Source organism: Psychrobacillus sp. NPDC096623 (assembly GCF_044762655.1).
GTDB lineage: Bacteria > Bacillota > Bacilli > Bacillales_A > Planococcaceae > Psychrobacillus.
Map to the genome: position 1 here is coordinate 197,439 of NZ_JBIWER010000001.1, position 20,883 is coordinate 218,321.

A 20,883-nucleotide genomic window follows, 5' to 3' on the forward strand; every position below is an offset into this window, starting at 1 on the left:
ATTCTTTGGGAGGTTGTTGTTTAATCCGCAGCTTATCGAGACATCTACTTGCGTATTGTTTGTTTTTATACTTCGTCATCATAAACTACAGAATCACTTGATGATAATATAGTTAGTTCGCCAGCTGCAACTTCCTCTAACGCTCTTCCTACTTTTTTATAGGACACATATGAAGTTAGACGTTCTCCGCCTTCTTCTTGTAACTGTCGAGCCCGTTTAGATGCGACCGTCACTAAAGAATATTTTGAATCGATTTGAGTTTTTAATGAATCTACTGATGGATATAACATTTAAATTTCTCCTTCCAGCATAGCTGAATATCTTTTTTCTACACGTTCGCGCCGGCAATGTTCGGCTACTACAATTGCGTTAATCTTCGCGCATGCTTTAGGGACTTCATCGTTTTCTACAACATAATCATACAAATGCATCATTTCAAGCTCTTGTCGTGCGGCGCTAATCCTTGAATTGATGACATCTTCAGTTTCCGTTCCTCTACCAATAAGCCTTTGCTCAAGCTCAGATAAGCTTGGAGGAGCAAGAAATATAAACAAAGCTTCTGGAGCTTTTTCCCGAACAAGTGCTGCTCCTTGGACTTCAATTTCTAAAAACACATCTCGTCCAGAATCTAATGTAGCATTCACATAGTCGATTGGTGTCCCATAGTAATTTCCTACATACGATGCATACTCTAACAATTTACCTTCTTCAATCAGCTGTTCAAACTCAGCTTTTTGTTTAAAGAAATAATCTACCCCATCCACTTCACCTTCACGTGGACTTCTAGTGGTCATAGATATAGAATACTCATAGTTTGTACCCGGTTCTGAAAATAATTCTTTTCTCACAGTCCCTTTACCAACTCCAGATGGACCTGATAAAACGATCAATATACCTTTTTCTCTTCGCATAACGTCTCCTTCAAATACAGTCATACTACTTCGACATCTTCCAATTACATACTTAACTGATTATAACACAATTCCTGTTGAAAATGATAAGATATATATGAAAAGTGCAAGCGTATAATAGACAACAGTCGATAAATACAAAATAATGTTTTGAAAGAGGATTACTTATGGCTTTTGATGGTTTATTTACAATATCAATGACAACTGAATTACAGCAACTCGTGACAGGTCGTATTTCTAAAATACACCAACCTAACGCTCAAGAAATATTAATGCATATAAGAGCACAAGGTAAAAATTACAAACTATTGTTCTCTGTACATTCATCCTATTCACGTGTACAAATTACAAATGAAACAATCGATAATCCAGCTCAACCACCGCTTTTTTGCATGGTGCTACGTAAGCATTTAGAGGGCGGAATTATTACAGGCATACATCAACATGAAAGCGATCGAATTATTATTTTCCAAATACAGAGTAAAAATGAAATTGGTGATGATATCACTCGTGAAATCCATATGGAAGTTATGGGACGTCACAGCAATTTACTTTTAATTGACCCAACTCGAAATCTGATCTTGGAAAGTATTAAACATTTATCACCATCCATGAATAGTTATCGTACCATTTTACCTGGTCAGCCATATATCGCACCACCTTCCCAAAATAAGCTCGATCCACTTGAAATCTCAGATAGCTTAGTTGGAATTCTACAATCAGCCAATGATCCTAAAGAAATTATGGATCAAATTTCTGGATTTTCTCCACTACACGCTAAGGAATTAATATATAGATTTCAAATTTCTAATAATAGAGTAGAAATCTATAAAGAATTTATTCAGGAGTTTAAGCACGGCGGCTCTTCAAAGCAAATTGTAGAAGTAAACGGGAAGACCTTCTACTCACCAAATGCATTAACACATTTAGAAGGTGACAAATTTAATGAAGAAAGCCTAGGTAATTTACTAGACCGCGTATATTTTGCTAAGGCAGAACGCGACCGTGTGAAGCAACAGGCTGGAGATTTAGAAAGATGGCTACAAAATGAATTAAATAAATTGAAATTAAAAATGAAAAAACTGCAAAAAGACTTCGAGCAAGCTGAGAACCTAGATACCTATCAACTATTTGGTGAGCTATTAATGGCAAATGCCTATTCAATAGAAAAAGGATTAAAAGAGGTAGAGCTTGTAAATTATTATGATGAAAATGAAAAAACGGTTGTTATACCACTAGATAATAGAAAAACAGCTACTCAAAATGCACAAAAATATTATAGTCGTTACACAAAAGCCAAAAATGCACTATTAAAGATAGAGCAGCAATTTAAAATAACCAATGAGGATATAGCCTATTTCGAATTGTTACATCAACAAGTAATGCAAGCCTCTCCAACAGATATTGAAGAGATCCGAGAAGAATTAATGGAGCAAGGCTTACTTAAAATGCGTTCATCGAAAAAGAAGAAAAAACCGGTAAAACCAACACCAGAAAAATATATTGCATCCGATGGTACCGAGATTTCGGTCGGCAAAAACAATAAACAGAATGATTTTGTAACATTTAAATTGGCTCGTAAAACGGATACATGGCTTCATACGAAGGATATACCAGGTTCGCATGTAGTTATTCATTCAGAATCCCCTTCGGAAACTGCACTTTTAGAAGCGGCGAATCTTGCTGCATATTTTAGCAAGGCACGTGAATCAGCTTCTGTACCTGTAGATTATACGGTAGTTAAACAAGTGAAAAAACCGAATGGAGCAAAACCAGGGTTTGTTATTTATTTTGAACAGACTACTCTTTTTGTCACTCCGGATGAAGAGAAGATTAGACATATGAAGAGATAGTAATTCCATAGTGATAGGTGATTTAGCTTTGGAATGACTTTCTGCTACAGGTCAGATGGAAGTAACTTCGTTACTTCCATCTGACCTGTTCTTTCTTTACATGCACTAATTTTAATGATTTTCGAATAACCATAATTCCTCTTTCAAATAAATTTGTGTTTTCTACAACCTCAATGATAATCGCTTCTAACAAAGCGATACTGAATACAATAAGAAGTATAATGATAGCAATCTTATCGAAAATGTTATCGAAAGAAATAGGGTTATAAGAACTGTAGTTTAGTTTAATATAAAAAAAGATTACTCCTGAACCCAAAGAAAAAACAGGTATATATTTTATAAAGTTGTTGGATACCTTTTTACCTAAATAATAGGTAATACAAGAAATTAGACACATTAAACTAAAACAAACAAGCAACGCAATCTTAAAGCTCATTTGAGCACCTCTTTCATAATATTAGACCCCAAAGAATTATTACATTACTATATTCTTGTAATTTGATATATAACACATTAAATTCCTATGCATCTAGAATAATACAAGTTTAACCAATTTAATAAAGGTTTAGTCTATGTAGCACAGTTTAAGTATCTTCAACTTTAAAATACTGCTTAAATCGACGAAAACAGAATTTTAACAAATCCATTAACGCTATGTGATTTTGTTGTAAATAGTGGAGTAATGTTTTATTTTGCGGAAAGACTATGCATAGAAGGAGTGAAAAAAATGGTCAATAAAAATAAAATTTTAGTACCTTCCGCTCGTGAAGAATTAGACAAATTAAAGGTACGGGTGATGAAGGAGCAAGGTTATGTGGTAAAAAGTAATAATCCGGATGATGTAAAATACGAAATTGCAGAGGAATTAAGTATTCCTTTGACAAAGGGGTATAATGGAAAACTCACATCAGAGCAAGCAGGAAAAATTGGCGGGCCGATAGGCGGCAGTATGGTGAAAGAAATGATTAGAATGGCTCAAGAACAAATGACGAAAAAATAATTATTCGGCTAAATTACTATTGAAGAATTCCCATATATAAGCGCAATAGTAACCCAAAATGACACGAATATAAAACGATTGATTGGGGATTATAAACCTGAAATGGCTGAACATGAGGATTATATTTTTTGTTTTCAGGGGATTCCCCTTTGCACCAATAATTTACTATTAGTCTACAATTTACCCCATTGTCTTCCATTCATCCTTTGTAGTATTCCCCACAGCAAGAATAATATTGATCAGGAGGTTCTAACAGATGTCACATAACCAAGAAAATTTAAGTCCTAGAACTGCTTACGCCCGCTTCATGTTAGGCTCAGTTATGACCGCATACGGTACTATACAACTTTTACGTGAACCAAAAAGCAGAACCGGGAAGATGCTTATTTTATTGGGTTCCATGAAAGCTGCGGAAGGCGCAACTAAGTTTTGCCCAAGGAAATCCATGAGTACAATTCTGGAAAATTTGATGAGTCAAAACGCAACTCCAGGTACACAGTTAATGTCCAGTATTGCAATGAATAGCGGAACTCAATCCGGACAAAATGCTTCAAGTAATAGCGCTGGACAAACGAACGGAAACATTATGCAAATGGTGGGAAATATTGCACAAAAACTAACTGGCGGGAATTCGGCTCAAAGTATGGGAAATAATCAAAATAGCAGCGGTGCTGGACAAAATGCTATGGGTACCAATGCTCAAACAATCGGCAGCATCGCAAAAACGCTTGCACCACAAGTGGGTCAAATAGTAAAGGACGTAGCAGGTTTGGCCGGTTCACAAAATGCCTCTGGTACTAATAATGTCGCGAAACAGAATACTGCGACGAGCGGACCACCCAAAAATAATGCAGAAACAAATGGAAATGCCAATAAGAAAGTTGCCTCTGCAAATAATGAAAATACGAAATCCGCTTCAAATACGAATAACAAGAACAAGAACAAGCAAGATAATTCTGCAAAAGGGAACAACATGGCAAACTCAGGTACAAAACCTATGCTAGACGGTACAGCTAATGATTCAAATTTAGATCCATCCGCAATAGCTGCAATATCTAAATCTGGTCAAAAAAATACATCTTCAACTAATATTCTCCACTGACATTAAGATATGCCGTTGCAAAAAAGCGCTGGCATAAAAGGAACACGTAATAGAAACGTGCTGCATACTAGTCGATTAATTTTCGATTAGTCAGCAGCACGTTTTTTATTTTTCAAACAGCACTGAAGTAACAATTTCAATAAAACCAGATGCCTCTGAGGAAGGCTTCTTTATTACTTTAATTCACTGTATTATTCCTTACTTCGTTTAAAAAAATAGTGACGATTTGGTCTTTCAAGCGGTGTAATGTTCATAATGAAATAGCCGACAATTAATATAAGAATAACTAGTGAATAAATTAATGTATCTATGGGATGATCATGCTCGACGATAATTAGGCGAATCATTGCAGTAATTCCTACATATAAAAAATACCTGAGTGGAAAATGATAGTCTTCCTTAAAATATTTAACAATCATCGTAATGAACTCAAAATATAAAAAGAAAATGAGGATATTTGCGAGGAATTGTTGATAATCACCAGCTCCAACAGTTACCAAAATTTTAAAAAATACAGTTAACTCTTTAATAAGCAAAAAGGATAAAATAAACGCTAACAGTACTAGACAGAAATTCAGAAACATTTGCAACACCTTAGGGATAATCGTTAAAACTACAGAAAATTCTTTTCCAAACTTATCCATTTAAATCCCCCATTTCGAATATTCACTTCCATGTAGCACTTACCCTATCTACTAAAATAGGTTCCTCCTATCGATCTTTTTAATAATCTATAGTATCGTTTAGAAAATCATAAACTGGAAAACGCTTCCAAGTCTAGACCTTTTGTTTAAAAATAAAAAATAATCAAAACAAGACGCAGACAAAAAAAGACCCGCCATAAATATAAACATGGTGGGTACTTTTGCATTATTTACTATTAGTTTTCTTATTCCATTTCTTCCTCTAATCGTTTCACAAATTCTTCAGCAGCACTATACCCCTGTTGTTTTAAATACCAGTTATTTGCAGCTGCTTCTATTAAGCCAGCAACATCTCGACCTGGTTGTAATTGGATTTGGATATGGGGAATTTGCACTCCCATATAATCTTTAAATTTTGTTTCTAATTCAAGTTCATTATTCAACGTGTTGCTTTCCCATTTAGTCAATTCGATATCCAATGCGATACGTGTCTCCTCTTGAAAAGCTGAGCGACCATAAAGACGAACGACATTTAAAAGTCCGATACTCCGTAAAGCCAAAAATTCTTTATTCTTTTCATTATGGGTTCCGAGAAGTGTTTGCGGACTTAGCTTTTTTAATACGACGATATCATCTGCTATTAATCTATGACCGCGTCCTATTAATGTATGAGCTGTTTCACTTTTACCAACACCCGATTTTCCACGCAACAAGATTCCCATACCGGAGACATTTACACAAACACCATGTATCGAAATTTCTGGAGCCATAGCTTTTACAACAAATGCATCAAGTTTTGCACTCACTTCGCTTGTAGAATCATTTGTACGCAAAACAGGTATTCCGTTTTCTAAGCAATATTGAAGTAGACCGTTTGGCTCTTTTTGATTGGAGGTAATAATAATACATGGCGGATCGTACGAAAGGATATGCCCAATACGCAATTTACACTCTTCTTCGTCCAAAGTATATAAATAATTTATTTCGTTTTTTCCTAATATATGAATATATTCAGGGGTAATAAAATCAAACATCCCCATGAACTCCAATCCTGGTCTACGCACTTTACTTTGCTTCAATTCCCTATGCAGCTGATCCTCACCTGATAGCAACTCAAATGAAAACCTTTTTACTATATCTTTAACAGTTATTTTTTCCATCTATTTTTCTCTCGCCTTCTAAAATAAAGCATTGTTCCAACAGTTCTTAACAGGTAATTATTTTTAATATAGTACCATATTTTATCAATGATAAGTTAAAATTTGAGCACAAATTCACATATTTTCCTCATATCATCGAAATAGAATAATCTTCCACATCATCTTGTATAAGATCATCCACACAAAAAGACATAATGGTCCTTAAAGGTTAAAACCTGTTACTATCAGTTTCGAAGGGTTTTAGATTGACGTTCACCAGAAGATTTCCGAGTGAATTTTTAGGGATATTGGTTGTGACTTCCGTCAGTATCAATATCTTTTTTTTCGGTAATCTTATTGTGTTTTTCTATCCGTCGCCCTCTTGAAACTTTTAGAATCAGGTAAGTGCGTTTGAGAATAACTAGTAATAAATACTTTCCTATTGATAAAGCAAGCTAACGAAGATACAATTTCGTTCGCTATTTGTCTTCATTATTTAGGACTATGCTTCATCACAGAGTTGAGTACTACTCCCTTTATTGTTTGCAGTGAAAGGAATCGACTCCAGCGGGAATGCGTTAGGCGAAGACATTGGCCGAACTTTATTTGAGCATAGTTTTCGCGACGAGTAACCGCAAGAGCATATGTTTTCGAGCGAGGAGGCTTGTTCTCTAAAATATTATATATTTTATTCTTTGAAAAAGAATATTCATTGTTAATGATTACACCAATAAAGGCGCTCACCCAATTCATAGGGAGCGCCTTATTATATACGTTATTTCAATAACCCTTGTTTTAAATCATTATGCCATTTAGAAAGCATTGGAACATCCTCTTCCGTTACTGTTCCAGCTTCTTTTGCAGCAGTTGTTAATGCATTATAGTTTGTTAAACTAACAAAGGTAATACCTGCTTCTTCAAAGGCTTGTTCAGCTTTTGGCAGTCCATAAGTAAAAATACTAACTACACCTAGTACTTCTAATCCTTCTTTACGAAGGGCTTCCACTGCAACTAGACTGCTCCCACCTGTGGAGATTAAATCTTCAATTACTACTACTTTTTGTCCCGCGACTACTTTACCTTCAATTTGATTGCCTCGGCCATGCTCTTTTGCTTTTGACCGAACATACATCATCGGAAGTTCCAGTACATCACTCACCCATGCAGCATGAGGAATACCTGCAGTAGCCGTACCTGCTACTGCTTCTGTACCAGGAAAATTTTGTTCGATTGCTTCTGCTAAGCCTTGTGCAATTTCTTTTCTAACGGCAGGTGATGACATAGTTATTCGGTTATCACAGTAGATTGGGGATTTGATGCCAGATGCCCATGTGAATTGGTCGGTAGGTTTTAATTCAACTGCACCAACCTCAAGAAGCGCCTTGGCAATTTTGTTTTCTAAACTCATGCATTTTCCTCCCACATTTTCAAAATAGTTTCATATATTTGTACAGGATTTTCAGCTCTTGTTATAGCTCTTCCTACAACAATATGAGAAGAACCAAGGATTCGTGCTTTTGCTGGAGTGGCAACACGAACCTGATCATGCGCTTCACCTTCAGCTAAACGAATACCAGGGGTAACACGTAGAAATTCTGGTCCACATGCATCTGTGATTTTTTTTGCTTCCAAAACGGAGCAAACGACTCCATCTAGTGCAGCTGATTTAGCTAGTTCTGAATAATGAACAACGGACTCCTCAATCGTCGTTTGAATCATCTGTTCCTGCTGCATTTGCTGTTCAGAAGTTGAAGTTAGCTGAGTTACCGCAATAATGGAAGGTCTATTGTTGCCTGCTGCTGTCCCTGCATCTAATCCTTCACGTGCAGCAATCATCATATCCGCTCCACCAGCGGCATGCACATTTACTAAATCTGCTCCTAAACGAGCGAGACCTTTCATCGCTTGACCCACAGTATTCGGAATATCATGTAATTTTAAATCCAAGAAAACATCATGACCCATTTCTTTCAATTTATAAACGATAGCAGGTCCTTCTTGTAAATATAGTTCCATTCCTACTTTGACAAATAATGATTGCTCAAATGGAGTTAGAAATTCGTATGCTTCTTCTGCAGAGGCAAAGTCTAATGCAATAATTGGACTGCTTTTCATAGTCGATGACTCCTTCCAACAAGATCCGATACTCTCTCAAATCCAAGTTCATCTAATTTTTCTGGAAGCTGCTCGATTAGATTCGGACATATAAATGGATCTACAAAATTTGCTGTTCCGACGGCAACCGCACTCGCACCTGCTGACATGAAATCAATGACATCATCGATAGTAGAAACTCCTCCCATCCCGATAATTGGAATGGATACTTGCTTTGCTACCTCATATACCATGCGAAGTGCTACTGGTTTAATAGCTGGACCAGATAAACCACCTGTAACGTTTGCAATTACCGGACGACCATTTTTTGTGTCTAAGCGCATACCAAGTAACGTATTAATCATTGTAATACCATCAGCTCCACCAGCTTCTACCGCTTTTGCAATTTCTCCAATATCAGTTACATTCGGAGATAACTTCACATACACTGGGACAGAAGATACTGCTTTTACCGCTTTGGTCAATTCTTCCGCAACAAAAGGATTTGTACCAAATGTAATTCCGCCTTGTTTAACATTAGGACAAGAAATATTCAGTTCCAGTGCTTGCACATTTGGCGCCTTTGAAATTGCTTCTGCTACTGTGACATAATCCTCTGTTGTGTAGCCTGCTACGTTTGCTATAATCGGCACTTCATATTGCTCAAGCCAAGTCAGTTCATTTTCCAACACTTTTTTTAATCCAGGGTTTTGCAGACCAATTGCATTTAACATTCCTGCCGGTGTTTCTGCCACACGGGGTGTAGGATTACCTAATCTCGTTTCTGGCGTTGTTGCCTTAATCATAATTGCACCTAGCTTAGACAAATCATATAATTTTGCATATTCTTTTCCGAACCCAAAGCAACCAGAGGCTGGCATGATTGGGTTTTTCAAAGAAAGCCCTGGTAGTTCAATAGCTAATCTATTCATACTCGAACAACTCCTGACGGGAACACTGGACCATCTGAACAAACTTTTACATAATCAGCATCCATTTTCTCTGTTGTATCGCAAACACACGCGAAGCATGCACCAATTCCACAGCCCATCCGTTGCTCAAAAGATAAATAACCTTCTTTATCTGGGTACATTTTTTCAAGTGCAGCAAGCATCGGTGTTGGACCACAACTATAGTAGACCGCAAAATCGTCCTGTAATGTCTCTAATACATTCGTTACAAAGCCCGTATGACCATGGCTGCCATCCGCAGTTACAATATAGGTTTCTCCTAGTTCTTGAAATTGTTTTTCATAAAAAACAACATCTTCCGACTGAAATCCTAACACATGGATAGGTTGTACGCCTTTTTCTACAAGTCTTTGGGATAGTTCATATAGAGGTGGTACACCAATTCCTCCACCTACTAGCAAAGCCTTTTGACCGGCTTCTACTTTATCAATCGGAAAACCATTTCCAAGAGGTCCAAGTACATCGATTTGGTCCCCTTGTTTTTTCTTAGAAAGAAGTGTAGTTCCTCTTCCATCTGCTCGGTAAATCATCGTAAACTCTAATTTCTCTTTATTTATTGAGGAGACACTTATCGGTCTTCTTAACAATGGCTCCATTTGATCAGACACTCGAAGATGAACAAATTTGCCTGGCTCTTTCATATCCAGTACAAGCTGTCCAGTCAATGTGAGTTCAAAAATGTTCGTCGCAATTGTTCTTTGTTTTACGACTTGCATTTGTTCTTGTCTAATCATGCTTTAACCTCCTGGTGTTTCATAGTCTCCGTTGAGAATGTCATCGATTCAATTACACGTAGCATTGCTTCAGCGGTATCTAAGGAAGTTAAACATGGAATACCATTTTCTACAGACTCTCTACGAATACGGAATCCATCACGTTCTGGCTGCATTCCTTTTGTTAACGTGTTGATGATAAATTGCGCTTCCCCTTTTTGAATTACATCTAGTAAGGTAGTTCCTTTTGCACCGATTTTATCGACAATGTCTACAGGAATTCCAGCATTTTTAATTGCTTCTGCAGTTCCTTGCGTTGCCATAATTCGGAATCCTATTGCGTAAAACCTTTTCGCAATTTCTGTGCCTTCTTCTTTATCTTTATCCGAAATTGTCATTAGTACTGTTCCATGGTCTTTAATTTCCATGCCTGCTGCTGCTAATCCTTTATATAATGCTTTTTCAAGTGTAATGTCTTTACCCATTACTTCCCCAGTAGATTTCATCTCAGGTCCAAGCGTAATGTCTACACGACGAAGTTTCGCAAAGCTGAACACTGGTACTTTTACATATACTCCTGGGCTATTTGGTGCAAGTCCTGGTGTATATCCTTGTTCAATAATCGTTTGGCCTAAAATCGCTTTTGTTGCAATATTTGCCATTGGAATGGAAGTAATTTTACTTAAGAATGGTACTGTACGACTAGAACGTGGATTTACTTCAATTACGTAAACCTCATCTTTTGAGATGACATATTGAATATTCATCAATCCTACAATTTTCAATCCTTTTGCAAGTCTTGTTGTGTAATCAACTAGAGTATCAATTTGGTTTTGTGAAAGCTTTTGTGGCGGATATACAGCAATTGAGTCACCTGAATGTACTCCTGCACGCTCTATATGTTCCATTATTCCTGGTATTAATACATTTTCACCATCACAAATTGCATCTACTTCAATTTCTGTTCCTGTTAAGTATCGATCAATCAGTACAGGTTTTTCAGGGCTTGCTTCCACCGCATTCTCCATATAATGTTTGATCTCATCTTCGCTATATACAATTTGCATCGCACGTCCACCAAGTACGTAAGAAGGTCTAACTAGTACTGGATATCCTATTTCATTAGCAATACTTGTAGCTTCTTCAACTGAAACGGCAGTTTTTCCAAGCGGCTGCGGAATATCGATTTCATGAAGAGCAGCTTCAAATTTGTTACGGTTTTCTGCACGATCAATGTCTTCAAGTGTTGTACCTAGAATTTTAACGCCTCTCTCTTCTAGTCCAGCTGCTAAATTGATTGCTGTTTGTCCACCGAACTGTACGACTACACCCTTTGGTTGCTCTAAGTCAACGATATGCATTACATCCTCAAGTGTTAGTGGTTCAAAGTATAATTTATCCGAGATAGAGAAGTCGGTTGAAACTGTTTCAGGGTTATTATTAATAATAATTGCTTCATAGCCTGCTTCTTTTATTGCCCATACAGAATGGACAGTTGCGTAGTCAAACTCAACCCCTTGACCGATGCGAATCGGACCTGACCCTAGTACAATTACGCTTTCTTTTTCCGTACGAATGGATTCATTTTCCTCTTCGTACGTTCCGTAGAAGTAAGGTGTTTCCGACTCAAATTCCCCTGCGCAAGTATCAACCATTTTGTAGACTGGTACAATTCCGTTTTCTTTTTTAAAGTTATATACTTCTAATTCTTTTACATTCCAATATTTCGCAATAGTTTTATCTGCAAAGCCCATACGTTTTGCTTTATATAATACTTCTTGATCGAAAGGGTTAGCTTGGATTACTTGTTCGTACTTCACGATATTTTGAAGTTTGTTAAGGAAGAATAAATCAATTTGGCTCCACTCGTGAATTGTTTCTACAGTTATTCCACGACGAAGTGCTTCTCCTATGAAGAAAAGTCTCTCATCTCCTGCACGACGAATTCGTTTTTCCATCCATGCATCTGTAATAGACTCACTGTTTTTCATTTCGATATGGAAATGACCTGTTTCAAGTGAACGAATGGATTTAAGGATCGCTTCTTCAAATGTACGTCCAAGTGACATTACTTCCCCAGTTGCTTTCATTTGTGTGCCAAGATTACGTTTAGCCGATTCAAATTTATCGAAGGGCCATCTTGGAATTTTCGCTACAATATAATCCAATGCAGGCTCGAAGCAAGCGTACGTTTTTTGAGTAACTGGATTCATCATTTCATCCAGTGTAAGACCTACTGCGATTTTTGCTGCAAGTTTAGCGATAGGATACCCAGTTGCTTTTGAAGCAAGCGCAGAAGAACGACTTACACGTGGGTTAACCTCGATAATATAGTAATTGAAGCTATGTGGATCAAGTGCTAACTGTACGTTACACCCACCTTCAATTTTCAGTGCACGAATTATTTTCAGAGAAACATTACGAAGCATTTGATTTTCACGATCGGATAATGTTTGTGTTGGGGCAACTACAATTGAATCCCCTGTATGAATCCCAACAGCATCGAAGTTTTCCATATTACATACAACAATTGCGTTATCCGCAGAATCACGCATTACTTCATACTCTATCTCTTTATATCCAGCAATTGATTTTTCAAGTAGACATTGAGTCACAGGGCTGTATTTTAAACCACTCGTCACAATTTCAGCTAAATCAGCATCATTGTAACAAATACCTCCCCCTGTTCCACCTAATGTAAATGCTGGACGAACGATAACTGGATAACCAATACGTTCTACGAATGTTTTCGCTTCTTCAAGATTATGGATAATATCACTATCTGGAACTGGTTCATTTAATTCATTCATCAGTGAACGGAATAGATCACGGTCTTCTGCTTTGTGAATTGCTTCTAGTTTTGTACCTAATATTTCGATTCCTAGCTCATCTAAAATACCAGATTTATCGAGCTCAATTGCCATATTCAATCCAGTTTGTCCACCAAGTGTAGGTAAAATTGCATCTGGACGTTCTTTACGAATGATTTTGCTTACAAATGGTAATGTAAGGGGTTCAATATAAACCTTATCCGCAATTTCTGTATCCGTCATAATAGTTGCAGGATTGGAGTTTACTAAAATAACGCTATACCCTTCTTCTCTTAGTGAAATACACGCTTGTGTACCAGCGTAGTCAAATTCAGCAGCTTGACCGATAACGATTGGACCTGAACCTATTACTAGTATTGTTTTTATATCTTTACGTTTAGGCATGTGAATTCTCCTTTTTGCTTTCAGCATTCATTAATTCGATAAACTCATCAAATAGATGTTTTGAATCTTCTGGTCCTGATGATCCTTCTGGGTGGAACTGAACACAAAATACCGGGAATTTAGTATGTCTTACCCCTTCTACTGTTCCATCATTTAACGCTATATGTGTTATTTCTAAATCTGTTTGTGAGATCGAATCTGCATCTATTGCATATCCATGATTTTGAGAAGTCAATTCTGTTCTTCCGGTTCTTAAATCTTTTACTGGATGATTCCCACCACGATGACCAAATTTCAACTTAAAGGATGTTGCCCCACTTGCAAGTGAAATAAGTTGATGTCCTAGACATACTCCGAAAATCGGCACTTTTCCGATAATGCCTTTTACCATTTCAACTGCTTCTGGAATATCAGTGGGATCGCCAGGGCCATTAGATAACATGACACCATCTGGGTACATACCTAGAATATCAGCTGCAGAAGTGTTATAAGGGACAACAATAATATCGCAATCTCGTTTGTTTAGCTCTCTTAAAATGCCGTGTTTCATGCCAAAGTCCACAAGTACGACTCTTTTACCGCGTCCGGGACTTGGATATGGTCGAGTTATGGAAACCTGTTCTACTACATTTCTTGGGATTTCTGTAGCTTGAAGTTCTTTTACTACTTCTTCTACGTTCACTTCTTCATCAGCATTAGTAAGTCTTCCTTTTAAAGAACCATGCATTCGAATAATGCGTGTTAGCTTTCTAGTATCAATTCCTTCAATTCCAGGAACGTTTTTCGCATGTAAAAATTCACTTAAAGAAGCAGTAATTCTAAAATTCGATGGTTGTTCAGCAAGCTCTCTTACAACAACTCCGGAAAGCCCTATTTTAATAGCTTCAAAATCATCTGGATTAATACCATAGTTACCAACCATTGGATACGTAAATGTTAATATTTGCCCACAGTTAGAAGGATCAGATATGGATTCCTGATAGCCAGTCATTGCAGTTGTAAAAATTACTTCACCAATTGTTCCTTCTTCACTTCCAAATGCATTCCCTTTAAATACCGTACCATCTTCTAATATTAAGTATCTTGTTTTCATGCTTGTTCCTCCTGCCATACGATTTCTCCGTTAAACATTGTAAGTTGTGGCCAACCAGTGCAAGCCCAGCCGTTAAATGGTGTATTTTTTCCTTTGGATACAAAAGCTTCTTTATCAATTTTTTGTTCTTTCTCTAAATCTAATAAAACCAAATCGGCTGGTGCTCCTACTTCGAGCTTTCCGAACTCAAACCCAAATACTTGCGCTGGTTTGATAGTTAGATAATCCAAAAGTTGTTTAAGTGTCCAGTGACCAGTTTTTACAAAGTGAGTATATAATAGTGGGAATGCTGTTTCTAATCCGACAATTCCGAACGGTGCTTTTTCAAATCCAAATGACTTCTCTTCCTCTGTGTGAGGAGCGTGATCGGTTGCTATAAAATCTAGCGTTCCGTCTTCTAATCCCTCGCGCAGTGCCATCATATCCTCTTTAGCTCTAAGTGGAGGATTCATCTTCCAAGCTGCATCATTGGAAGGAATATCGTCCTCACAAAGTAATAGATGATGCGGACTTACTTCTGCTGTCACATGGATACCTGCTTTTTTTGCGTCTCTTATTATCCGAACTGACTCTTTTGTACTTACATGACATACATGATAATGAGCTCCTGCTGCTTCTGCGAGTAAAATGTCCCTCGCAATATGTACTGATTCAGAAACAGATGGTATACCTTTTAATCCAAGCTCGTTACTGCGTTTTCCTTTATGCATAACACCACCGTATATAAGCGTATTATCTTCACAATGAGCGATAATTGGGATATTAAGTTTCGCTGCTTCCTCCATTGCTTCAAGCATTGTTCCAGCAGCTTGAACACCGACACCGTCATCTGTTAATGCAAAAGCTCCAAGTTTTTTTAAAGCCTCGATATCTGTTCTTTCTTTACCTGCTTGTCGAATGGTAATCGAACCATATGGTAAGACACGAACAAGTGCATTTTTTTCAACTAAATCTAAAACATGTGAGAAATTTTCTTCTGTATCAGGTACTGGTCTCGTATTTGGCATTGCGCAAATGGTTGTATAACCACCTTTTGCTGCAGCTCTCGTACCAGTTTCAATCGTTTCCTTCTGTTCTCCACCTGGTTCACGTAAATGAACATGAACATCGATGAAGCCTGCTGAAAGTAAAAGACCATTGCCATCTATTTGTTGAGCATTATCTGATGTAATTTCAGCTCCAATTGCTGCAATTCTACCATCCTGAACTAAAACTGCAGTCGCCTCTAATTCTCCTTCATTGCTAACTATTTGAACGTTTTGAATAATTTTTGTCATGTTATTCTCTCCCTTTCAAAATCATCTCAATGACAGCCATGCGGACATTTACACCATTTTCCATTTGCTTAAAAATCCTCGAACGATTACATTCCACTAGTTCACTGGCTATTTCCACACCTCTGTTAAATGGAGCTGGATGCATGATTATGGCAGATTCTTTCATTTTTTGTTCTCGTTCTATTGTTAAACCATACATTTGATGATACTGTTCTTTAGCAAATGGGTTCTTACCGTCATGTCTTTCGTGCTGGACTCGAAGCATCATAAGAACATCACTATCTTCTATTACTTCATCAAATTCATGAAATGCTTCGAACTCACCTTTCCATTCACTTGGACATACAAATTGGACTTTTGCACCTAATCTTGCGAATGCATCCGCATTAGATCTTGCCACACGGCTATGGTTTATATCTCCTACAATCGTAATCTTCTTATCCTGTAATGTGCCAAATTCTTGCCAAATTGTATAAATATCGAGAAGACTTTGCGTCGGATGGTTTCCTGTACCGTCTCCTCCGTTGATTATTGCAGGTTTAACTTTTCCAACTAGTTCTTCAAAATAATTATTTTGTTCATGCCTGATTACCAATGCGTCTAATCCAATGGATTCAAGAACCCTTACTGTGTCATAAAGTGTTTCACCTTTTAATGTGCTAGAGAAGCCAGCTTCGAAAGGCAGTACTTCTAAATTAAGCTTTCTTTCAGCCATTTCAAAGCTCATCTTCGTTCGAGTGCTTGGCTCAAAAAACAGATTCGATACCGTATATTTATTCTTCAGTGCGGAGGTGTTACCATCACGAAATGCTTGTGCTTGGTTTAATATTTCATGTATTTGATCTATCGATAGGTCTTTCATTGATACTAAATTTTTCATGAATATCCACCTTTTTTATAAAGTAAAACCTCCTCGAAAAATCTCGAGAAGGTTCGTTTTTGCATAGACAAGTAGAAGGGTCATGTTCCATGCCCCAACTTGCTACCGAACCTTTTGCTGACTCACTGTTCAGCTTCTTAAAAGGTCTATTATTTAATTTGTTGTAAATCTGTACTTTCTGCTTGCTTCCTACCAGGTAGGATAAGATTTAATATAACCCCGATAATTGCTGCTAAAGCCATACCTTCAATGCTTAGCGCTTCTGTAACGATGAACTTTGCTCCTCCGATTCCTATTACTAGGATTACAGAAGCAATAACTAAATTACGACTATTGCCGAAATCCACTTTTGCATCCACTAACATTCGCAGCCCACTTGCAGCGATGATCCCAAATAATAGGATAGATACGCCACCCAAAACTGCCGTCGGTATTGTAGAAATGACTGCCATTGCTTTTCCGAAGAATGATAGGAGGATAGCCACTACAGCTGCTCCTAAAATCACGTATACACTATAAACACGAGTGATGGCTAGTACACCAATATTTTCACCATATGTCGTTTTTGGTGGGCCACCTAAAAGTGCACTGACAAAGGTTCCTAAACCATCACCTAGTAATGATCTATGTAGCCCTGGTTCTTTTATATAATCTCTATCTACAACTTTGCCAAGTACAAGCTGATGCCCAATATGCTCGGAAATAGTTACAATAACAATTGGAACCATCACTAGCAGAATATTAGTTGTTATGACAAACTCATAATGCACTCCAGGGATTAAAAAGTCAGGTAAAGCGAATATTTTTGCTTCTTTTATTGGGGCAAAGTCGACTATCCCGATGATGATGGAATATATGTAACCAACCACTAATCCAACTAATATTGGCATTGTACTAATAATATTTTTGAAATACACTGTACAGATTATCGCAGTAAACAATGTAACTAATGCAGCTGAGAAATGCAGGAAGCTATATTCCTTTAAGCCTGTTTCTGCATTTGTTATATTCATCGCCATATCAACTGCTACACCAGAAAGTCCCAATCCAATGACCATGATAACCGGGCCAACGACGATGGCTGGTAATAGTTTCATAATCCATTGATAACCACTTTTCCAAATTACAAGAGATACTATCCCATAAACTAGTCCCACGAAAACCGCACCGATCATCGCATTGCCAGGATTGATTGCTTGTCCAGATTCATCTAATCCATTTACTGCAATAATTATTGGTGCGATGAATGCGAAAGATGAACCTAAATATGCTGGAACTTGGAATTTAGTTACTAGTAAGAATATTATTGTTGCAATCCCACTTGTTAACAATGCAATGGCAGGACTTAAACCTACTAGTTGCGGTACTAATATTGTCGATCCGAACATTGCAAACATATGTTGAAAACTTAAGGTGATGAGTTGTCCACCAGAAGGCTTGTCATTTACATCTAATACGGCTTTTGACATGTAGTATTCCTACCTTTAAATAAGATTTTTTATTCGAATATGGTTACTGCGTCTATTTCGTCTGTTTCTGTTACCTTTACAACGATTCTTTCGTTGCTCGACGTAGGTATGTTTTTCCCTACATAATCTGCTCGAATTGGTAGCTCACGGTGCCCTCTATCGATTAAAACTGCTAGCTGAATTTGAGATGGTCTTCCTAAATCCATGACTGCATCCATAGCTGCTCGAACTGTTCGTCCTGTATACAGAACATCATCCACCAGAATTACTTTTTTATCCTTCACATCATGTGTTATATCAACTTGCTGTACTAATGGCTCAGCTGTGTCATTCAGTAAGGTTAAATCATCTCGATATAGCGTTATATCTAGTTCACCCGTTTTGATTGGCTTGCCTTCGATACGTTCAATCCTATCTGCTAGACGCTTTGCTAAAAAAGCTCCTCTAGTTTTAATCCCTACTAGAATACACTCCTCAATCCCTTTGTTGCGCTCAATAATTTCATGTGCAATTCTTGTAAGTGCCCGATTAATCGCTTGCTCATCTAGAATATTTGCTTTTTCCCCCATCAATTTCCATCCCCTCTGAACAAAATAAAAAACCTTCTAAGCTTTGAGAGCCTAGAAGGTTGTATATGCGTAATAAATTAGAGTGATTCCTAAAAATCCGCAGATTGATAGTGAGTCACGTTCACATGTACCTTCTCAGCCTCTCTGGACTGTTATTAAAGGTGAAGCTATATAATTTTTATTATTTCTTTCATTAGTATAGAGTACTATTCCTCATTAATCAATGATTGATTTCTTAAATCTTGTATTAAGTTAGTGAAATCTTCAGGAAGTGGATATGAGAACTCCAAGTATTCCCCTGTTTTAGGGTGATTAAAACCTAATAATCCTGCGTGTAAAACTTGTCCGTCAAAACTAATCGTTTTTTTCGGGCCGTACTTCGGATCTCCAGCAAGTGGATAACCGATATATTTCATATGCACACGAATTTGGTGCGTACGTCCTGTTTCTAATTGGCATTCAACTAACGAAAATTTATCAAATCTTTCAATTACACGGAAATGTGTAACCGCATGCTTGCCGTTATCCACTACAGCCATGTTTTGTCTTTCTTTTTTATCACGAGCAATAGGAGCATCAATGGTCCCTTTATCATGCGCAATACGACCATGCACAATTGCAGTGTATTTACGAGTAACTGTTTTCTTTACTAACTGATCCACTAAAGAAACATGCGCTACGTCATTTTTAGCAACCATGAGTAAACCTGTCGTATCTTTATCAATACGATGGACAATCCCTGGACGCATTACGCCATTAATGCCTGACAAATCTTTAATCTGATACATAAGTCCATTAACAAGTGTTCCAGTGGTATGTCCTGGTGCAGGGTGAACAACCATTCCACGAGGTTTATAGACAACTACTACATCCCCATCTTCATAGATGATCTCTAAATTCAAGTTCTCTGCAACAATATCAAGGGGTACAGCGTCTGGAGGTGTAACAACAATAACATCTCCTGCTTTTACTTTGTAACTTGTTTTGGCTGTTTCACCATTCACTGTTACAAATCCATCTTTTATAAAATTTTGGATCTGTGTACGTGACCAATCTGACTCAAAAGATGCAATTGCTTTATCAATACGCTCTTTCGCTTGTTCATTTTCAATAATAAATGTTAAATCTTCCATTACTTCACCTTTTTCTTTTCAGCTCGTTCTTCTTGAAATACGAATACTATTATAATTACAACACCAACAGTAAGTGCAGCATCCGCCACATTAAAGATAGGAAAATCATAATTGATAATAGGTAATAAAATATCGACGAAATCTACTACTTCGCCTCTCCAAAGTCGGTCAATAAAGTTCCCTATTGCTCCACCAAGTAGCGTCATTAAACCAATTTGAAATAATGGTTTACCTTTTGCTTCTTTATGAAAATAGTAAAGAATTCCAATGATGACGATGACTGTAACAATTGTAAAGAATCCTATTTTTCCTTGTAAAATGCCCCAGGCTGCTCCTCTATTTCTATGAGAAAGTAACGCTAAGTATGGGTCCCACATAATAATTCGTTCACCAAGTGCCATATTTTTAACGACAAGCCATTTTGTCCATTGATCTAACGCAATGACAAAAGCCGCCAGTCCATAAAATTTCCACACATTATTTCCCCCACATAACAAATTCTTTTCAGTAAAATTGAACACTCTCCACCTAGTTTAACACAGAACCCCACCATTCGTAAAAGAGACAGGTATGAGATATCAGAAATACTATAGATTTCCGTTTCGAGCGGACGCTTTCCGTGGGGTAAGCGATGAACCATCACCGCCCCTGCGGGTACGTTGTGATGTTTCACCTTTCTCACTCATCCCACTGGAGTCGCCGCTCTCCACTTCAATCAAAATTATGAGTATAACTCTAAATAAAGTTTTGGCAAATTTTACTGCTAATGCAAAAGAATTGGGTAAAGTTATGTAAGGAAAATAAGCATTTATATATTCTT

20 protein-coding genes are annotated in these 20,883 nt (G+C 37.3%); 3 read left to right on the forward strand and 17 right to left on the reverse strand.

Translation table 11 applies throughout. The annotated features are described in order from the left end of the window. Positions 1 to 65: 65 nt before the first annotated feature. Positions 66 to 290, reverse strand: coding sequence for a DNA-directed RNA polymerase subunit omega (rpoZ, locus tag ACIQX2_RS01000; protein ID WP_402846031.1), 225 nt, complete (start codon positions 288 to 290; stop codon positions 66 to 68). Continuing rightward, the gene (gene gmk, locus ACIQX2_RS01005; protein WP_402847468.1) at positions 291 to 911 is read right to left on the reverse strand and encodes a guanylate kinase; all 621 of its coding nucleotides are present in this window, start codon (positions 909 to 911) and stop codon (positions 291 to 293) included. Between the two features lie 167 nt (positions 912 to 1,078). On the opposite strand from gmk, the gene ACIQX2_RS01010 reads away from it, so the two are divergent. Next, a complete protein-coding gene (locus ACIQX2_RS01010; protein WP_402846033.1) occupies positions 1,079 to 2,764 on the forward strand; it encodes an Rqc2 family fibronectin-binding protein in 1,686 nt (561 codons plus the stop codon). Positions 2,765 to 2,834: 70 nt separating this feature from the next. Here the strand turns inward: ACIQX2_RS01010 and ACIQX2_RS01015 are convergent, their stop codons facing one another. Next, positions 2,835 to 3,200: a hypothetical protein gene (locus ACIQX2_RS01015; RefSeq protein WP_402846035.1), complete on the reverse strand. Its 366-nt coding sequence runs from the start codon at positions 3,198 to 3,200 to the stop codon at positions 2,835 to 2,837. A gap of 291 nt (positions 3,201 to 3,491) precedes the next feature. On the opposite strand from ACIQX2_RS01015, the gene ACIQX2_RS01020 reads away from it, so the two are divergent. Both ACIQX2_RS01020 and ACIQX2_RS01025 read left to right on the forward strand, forming a co-directional pair. Continuing rightward, a complete protein-coding gene (locus ACIQX2_RS01020) occupies positions 3,492 to 3,764 on the forward strand; it encodes an alpha/beta-type small acid-soluble spore protein (protein ID WP_402846037.1) in 273 nt (90 codons plus the stop codon). Between the two features lie 256 nt (positions 3,765 to 4,020). Then, positions 4,021 to 4,866: a hypothetical protein gene (locus ACIQX2_RS01025; RefSeq protein WP_402846039.1), complete on the forward strand. Its 846-nt coding sequence runs from the start codon at positions 4,021 to 4,023 to the stop codon at positions 4,864 to 4,866. A gap of 191 nt (positions 4,867 to 5,057) precedes the next feature. On the opposite strand, the gene psiE is transcribed toward ACIQX2_RS01025, so the two are convergent. The 14 genes from psiE to lspA form a co-directional block, all read right to left on the reverse strand. Further along, positions 5,058 to 5,510 (reverse strand): phosphate-starvation-inducible protein PsiE, encoded by a 453-nt coding sequence (psiE, locus tag ACIQX2_RS01030; protein ID WP_402846041.1) that lies wholly within the window; start codon positions 5,508 to 5,510, stop codon positions 5,058 to 5,060. A 245-nt stretch (positions 5,511 to 5,755) separates the two neighbouring features. Then, a complete protein-coding gene (gene hprK / locus ACIQX2_RS01035; protein WP_402846043.1) occupies positions 5,756 to 6,670 on the reverse strand; it encodes an HPr(Ser) kinase/phosphatase in 915 nt (304 codons plus the stop codon). 754 nt (positions 6,671 to 7,424) lie between these two features. Beyond that, positions 7,425 to 8,057: an orotate phosphoribosyltransferase gene (gene pyrE / locus ACIQX2_RS01040; protein WP_402846045.1), complete on the reverse strand. Its 633-nt coding sequence runs from the start codon at positions 8,055 to 8,057 to the stop codon at positions 7,425 to 7,427. Then, the gene (gene pyrF, locus ACIQX2_RS01045) at positions 8,054 to 8,764 is read right to left on the reverse strand and encodes an orotidine-5'-phosphate decarboxylase (protein ID WP_402846046.1); all 711 of its coding nucleotides are present in this window, start codon (positions 8,762 to 8,764) and stop codon (positions 8,054 to 8,056) included. The genes pyrE and pyrF overlap by 4 nt, the downstream gene beginning before the upstream one ends. Beyond that, complete coding sequence (locus tag ACIQX2_RS01050; RefSeq protein ID WP_402846048.1) at positions 8,761 to 9,675, reverse strand: dihydroorotate dehydrogenase; 915 nt, start codon at positions 9,673 to 9,675, stop codon at positions 8,761 to 8,763. The genes pyrF and ACIQX2_RS01050 overlap by 4 nt, the downstream gene beginning before the upstream one ends. Continuing rightward, positions 9,672 to 10,448, reverse strand: coding sequence for a dihydroorotate dehydrogenase electron transfer subunit (locus ACIQX2_RS01055; RefSeq protein WP_402846050.1), 777 nt, complete (start codon positions 10,446 to 10,448; stop codon positions 9,672 to 9,674). Before ACIQX2_RS01055 ends, ACIQX2_RS01050 begins: the two co-directional genes overlap by 4 nt. Continuing rightward, positions 10,445 to 13,642 carry a carbamoyl-phosphate synthase large subunit gene (gene carB, locus ACIQX2_RS01060; RefSeq protein ID WP_402846051.1) on the reverse strand — a complete coding sequence of 1,066 codons (3,198 nt, stop codon included), beginning with the start codon at positions 13,640 to 13,642 and terminating at the stop codon, positions 10,445 to 10,447. Before carB ends, ACIQX2_RS01055 begins: the two co-directional genes overlap by 4 nt. Then, positions 13,635 to 14,735 carry a carbamoyl phosphate synthase small subunit gene (locus ACIQX2_RS01065; protein WP_402846053.1) on the reverse strand — a complete coding sequence of 367 codons (1,101 nt, stop codon included), beginning with the start codon at positions 14,733 to 14,735 and terminating at the stop codon, positions 13,635 to 13,637. The genes carB and ACIQX2_RS01065 overlap by 8 nt, the downstream gene beginning before the upstream one ends. Beyond that, positions 14,732 to 16,012 (reverse strand): dihydroorotase, encoded by a 1,281-nt coding sequence (locus ACIQX2_RS01070; RefSeq protein ID WP_402846055.1) that lies wholly within the window; start codon positions 16,010 to 16,012, stop codon positions 14,732 to 14,734. The genes ACIQX2_RS01065 and ACIQX2_RS01070 overlap by 4 nt, the downstream gene beginning before the upstream one ends. 1 nt (position 16,013) lies before the next feature. After that, on the reverse strand, positions 16,014 to 16,892 hold the full coding sequence (locus tag ACIQX2_RS01075; protein ID WP_402846057.1) for an aspartate carbamoyltransferase catalytic subunit: 879 nt from the start codon (positions 16,890 to 16,892) through the stop codon (positions 16,014 to 16,016). A gap of 149 nt (positions 16,893 to 17,041) precedes the next feature. Further along, complete coding sequence (locus ACIQX2_RS01080) at positions 17,042 to 18,361, reverse strand: uracil-xanthine permease family protein (RefSeq protein WP_402846059.1); 1,320 nt, start codon at positions 18,359 to 18,361, stop codon at positions 17,042 to 17,044. 29 nt (positions 18,362 to 18,390) lie between these two features. Beyond that, entirely contained in the window at positions 18,391 to 18,930 is a 540-nt protein-coding gene (pyrR, locus tag ACIQX2_RS01085) for a bifunctional pyr operon transcriptional regulator/uracil phosphoribosyltransferase PyrR (RefSeq protein ID WP_402846061.1), read from the reverse strand. 206 nt (positions 18,931 to 19,136) lie between these two features. Continuing rightward, positions 19,137 to 20,063 carry an RluA family pseudouridine synthase gene (locus ACIQX2_RS01090; RefSeq protein ID WP_402846062.1) on the reverse strand — a complete coding sequence of 309 codons (927 nt, stop codon included), beginning with the start codon at positions 20,061 to 20,063 and terminating at the stop codon, positions 19,137 to 19,139. Further along, positions 20,063 to 20,539: a signal peptidase II gene (lspA, locus tag ACIQX2_RS01095; protein WP_402846064.1), complete on the reverse strand. Its 477-nt coding sequence runs from the start codon at positions 20,537 to 20,539 to the stop codon at positions 20,063 to 20,065. The genes ACIQX2_RS01090 and lspA overlap by 1 nt, the downstream gene beginning before the upstream one ends. Positions 20,540 to 20,883 lie beyond the last annotated feature (344 nt).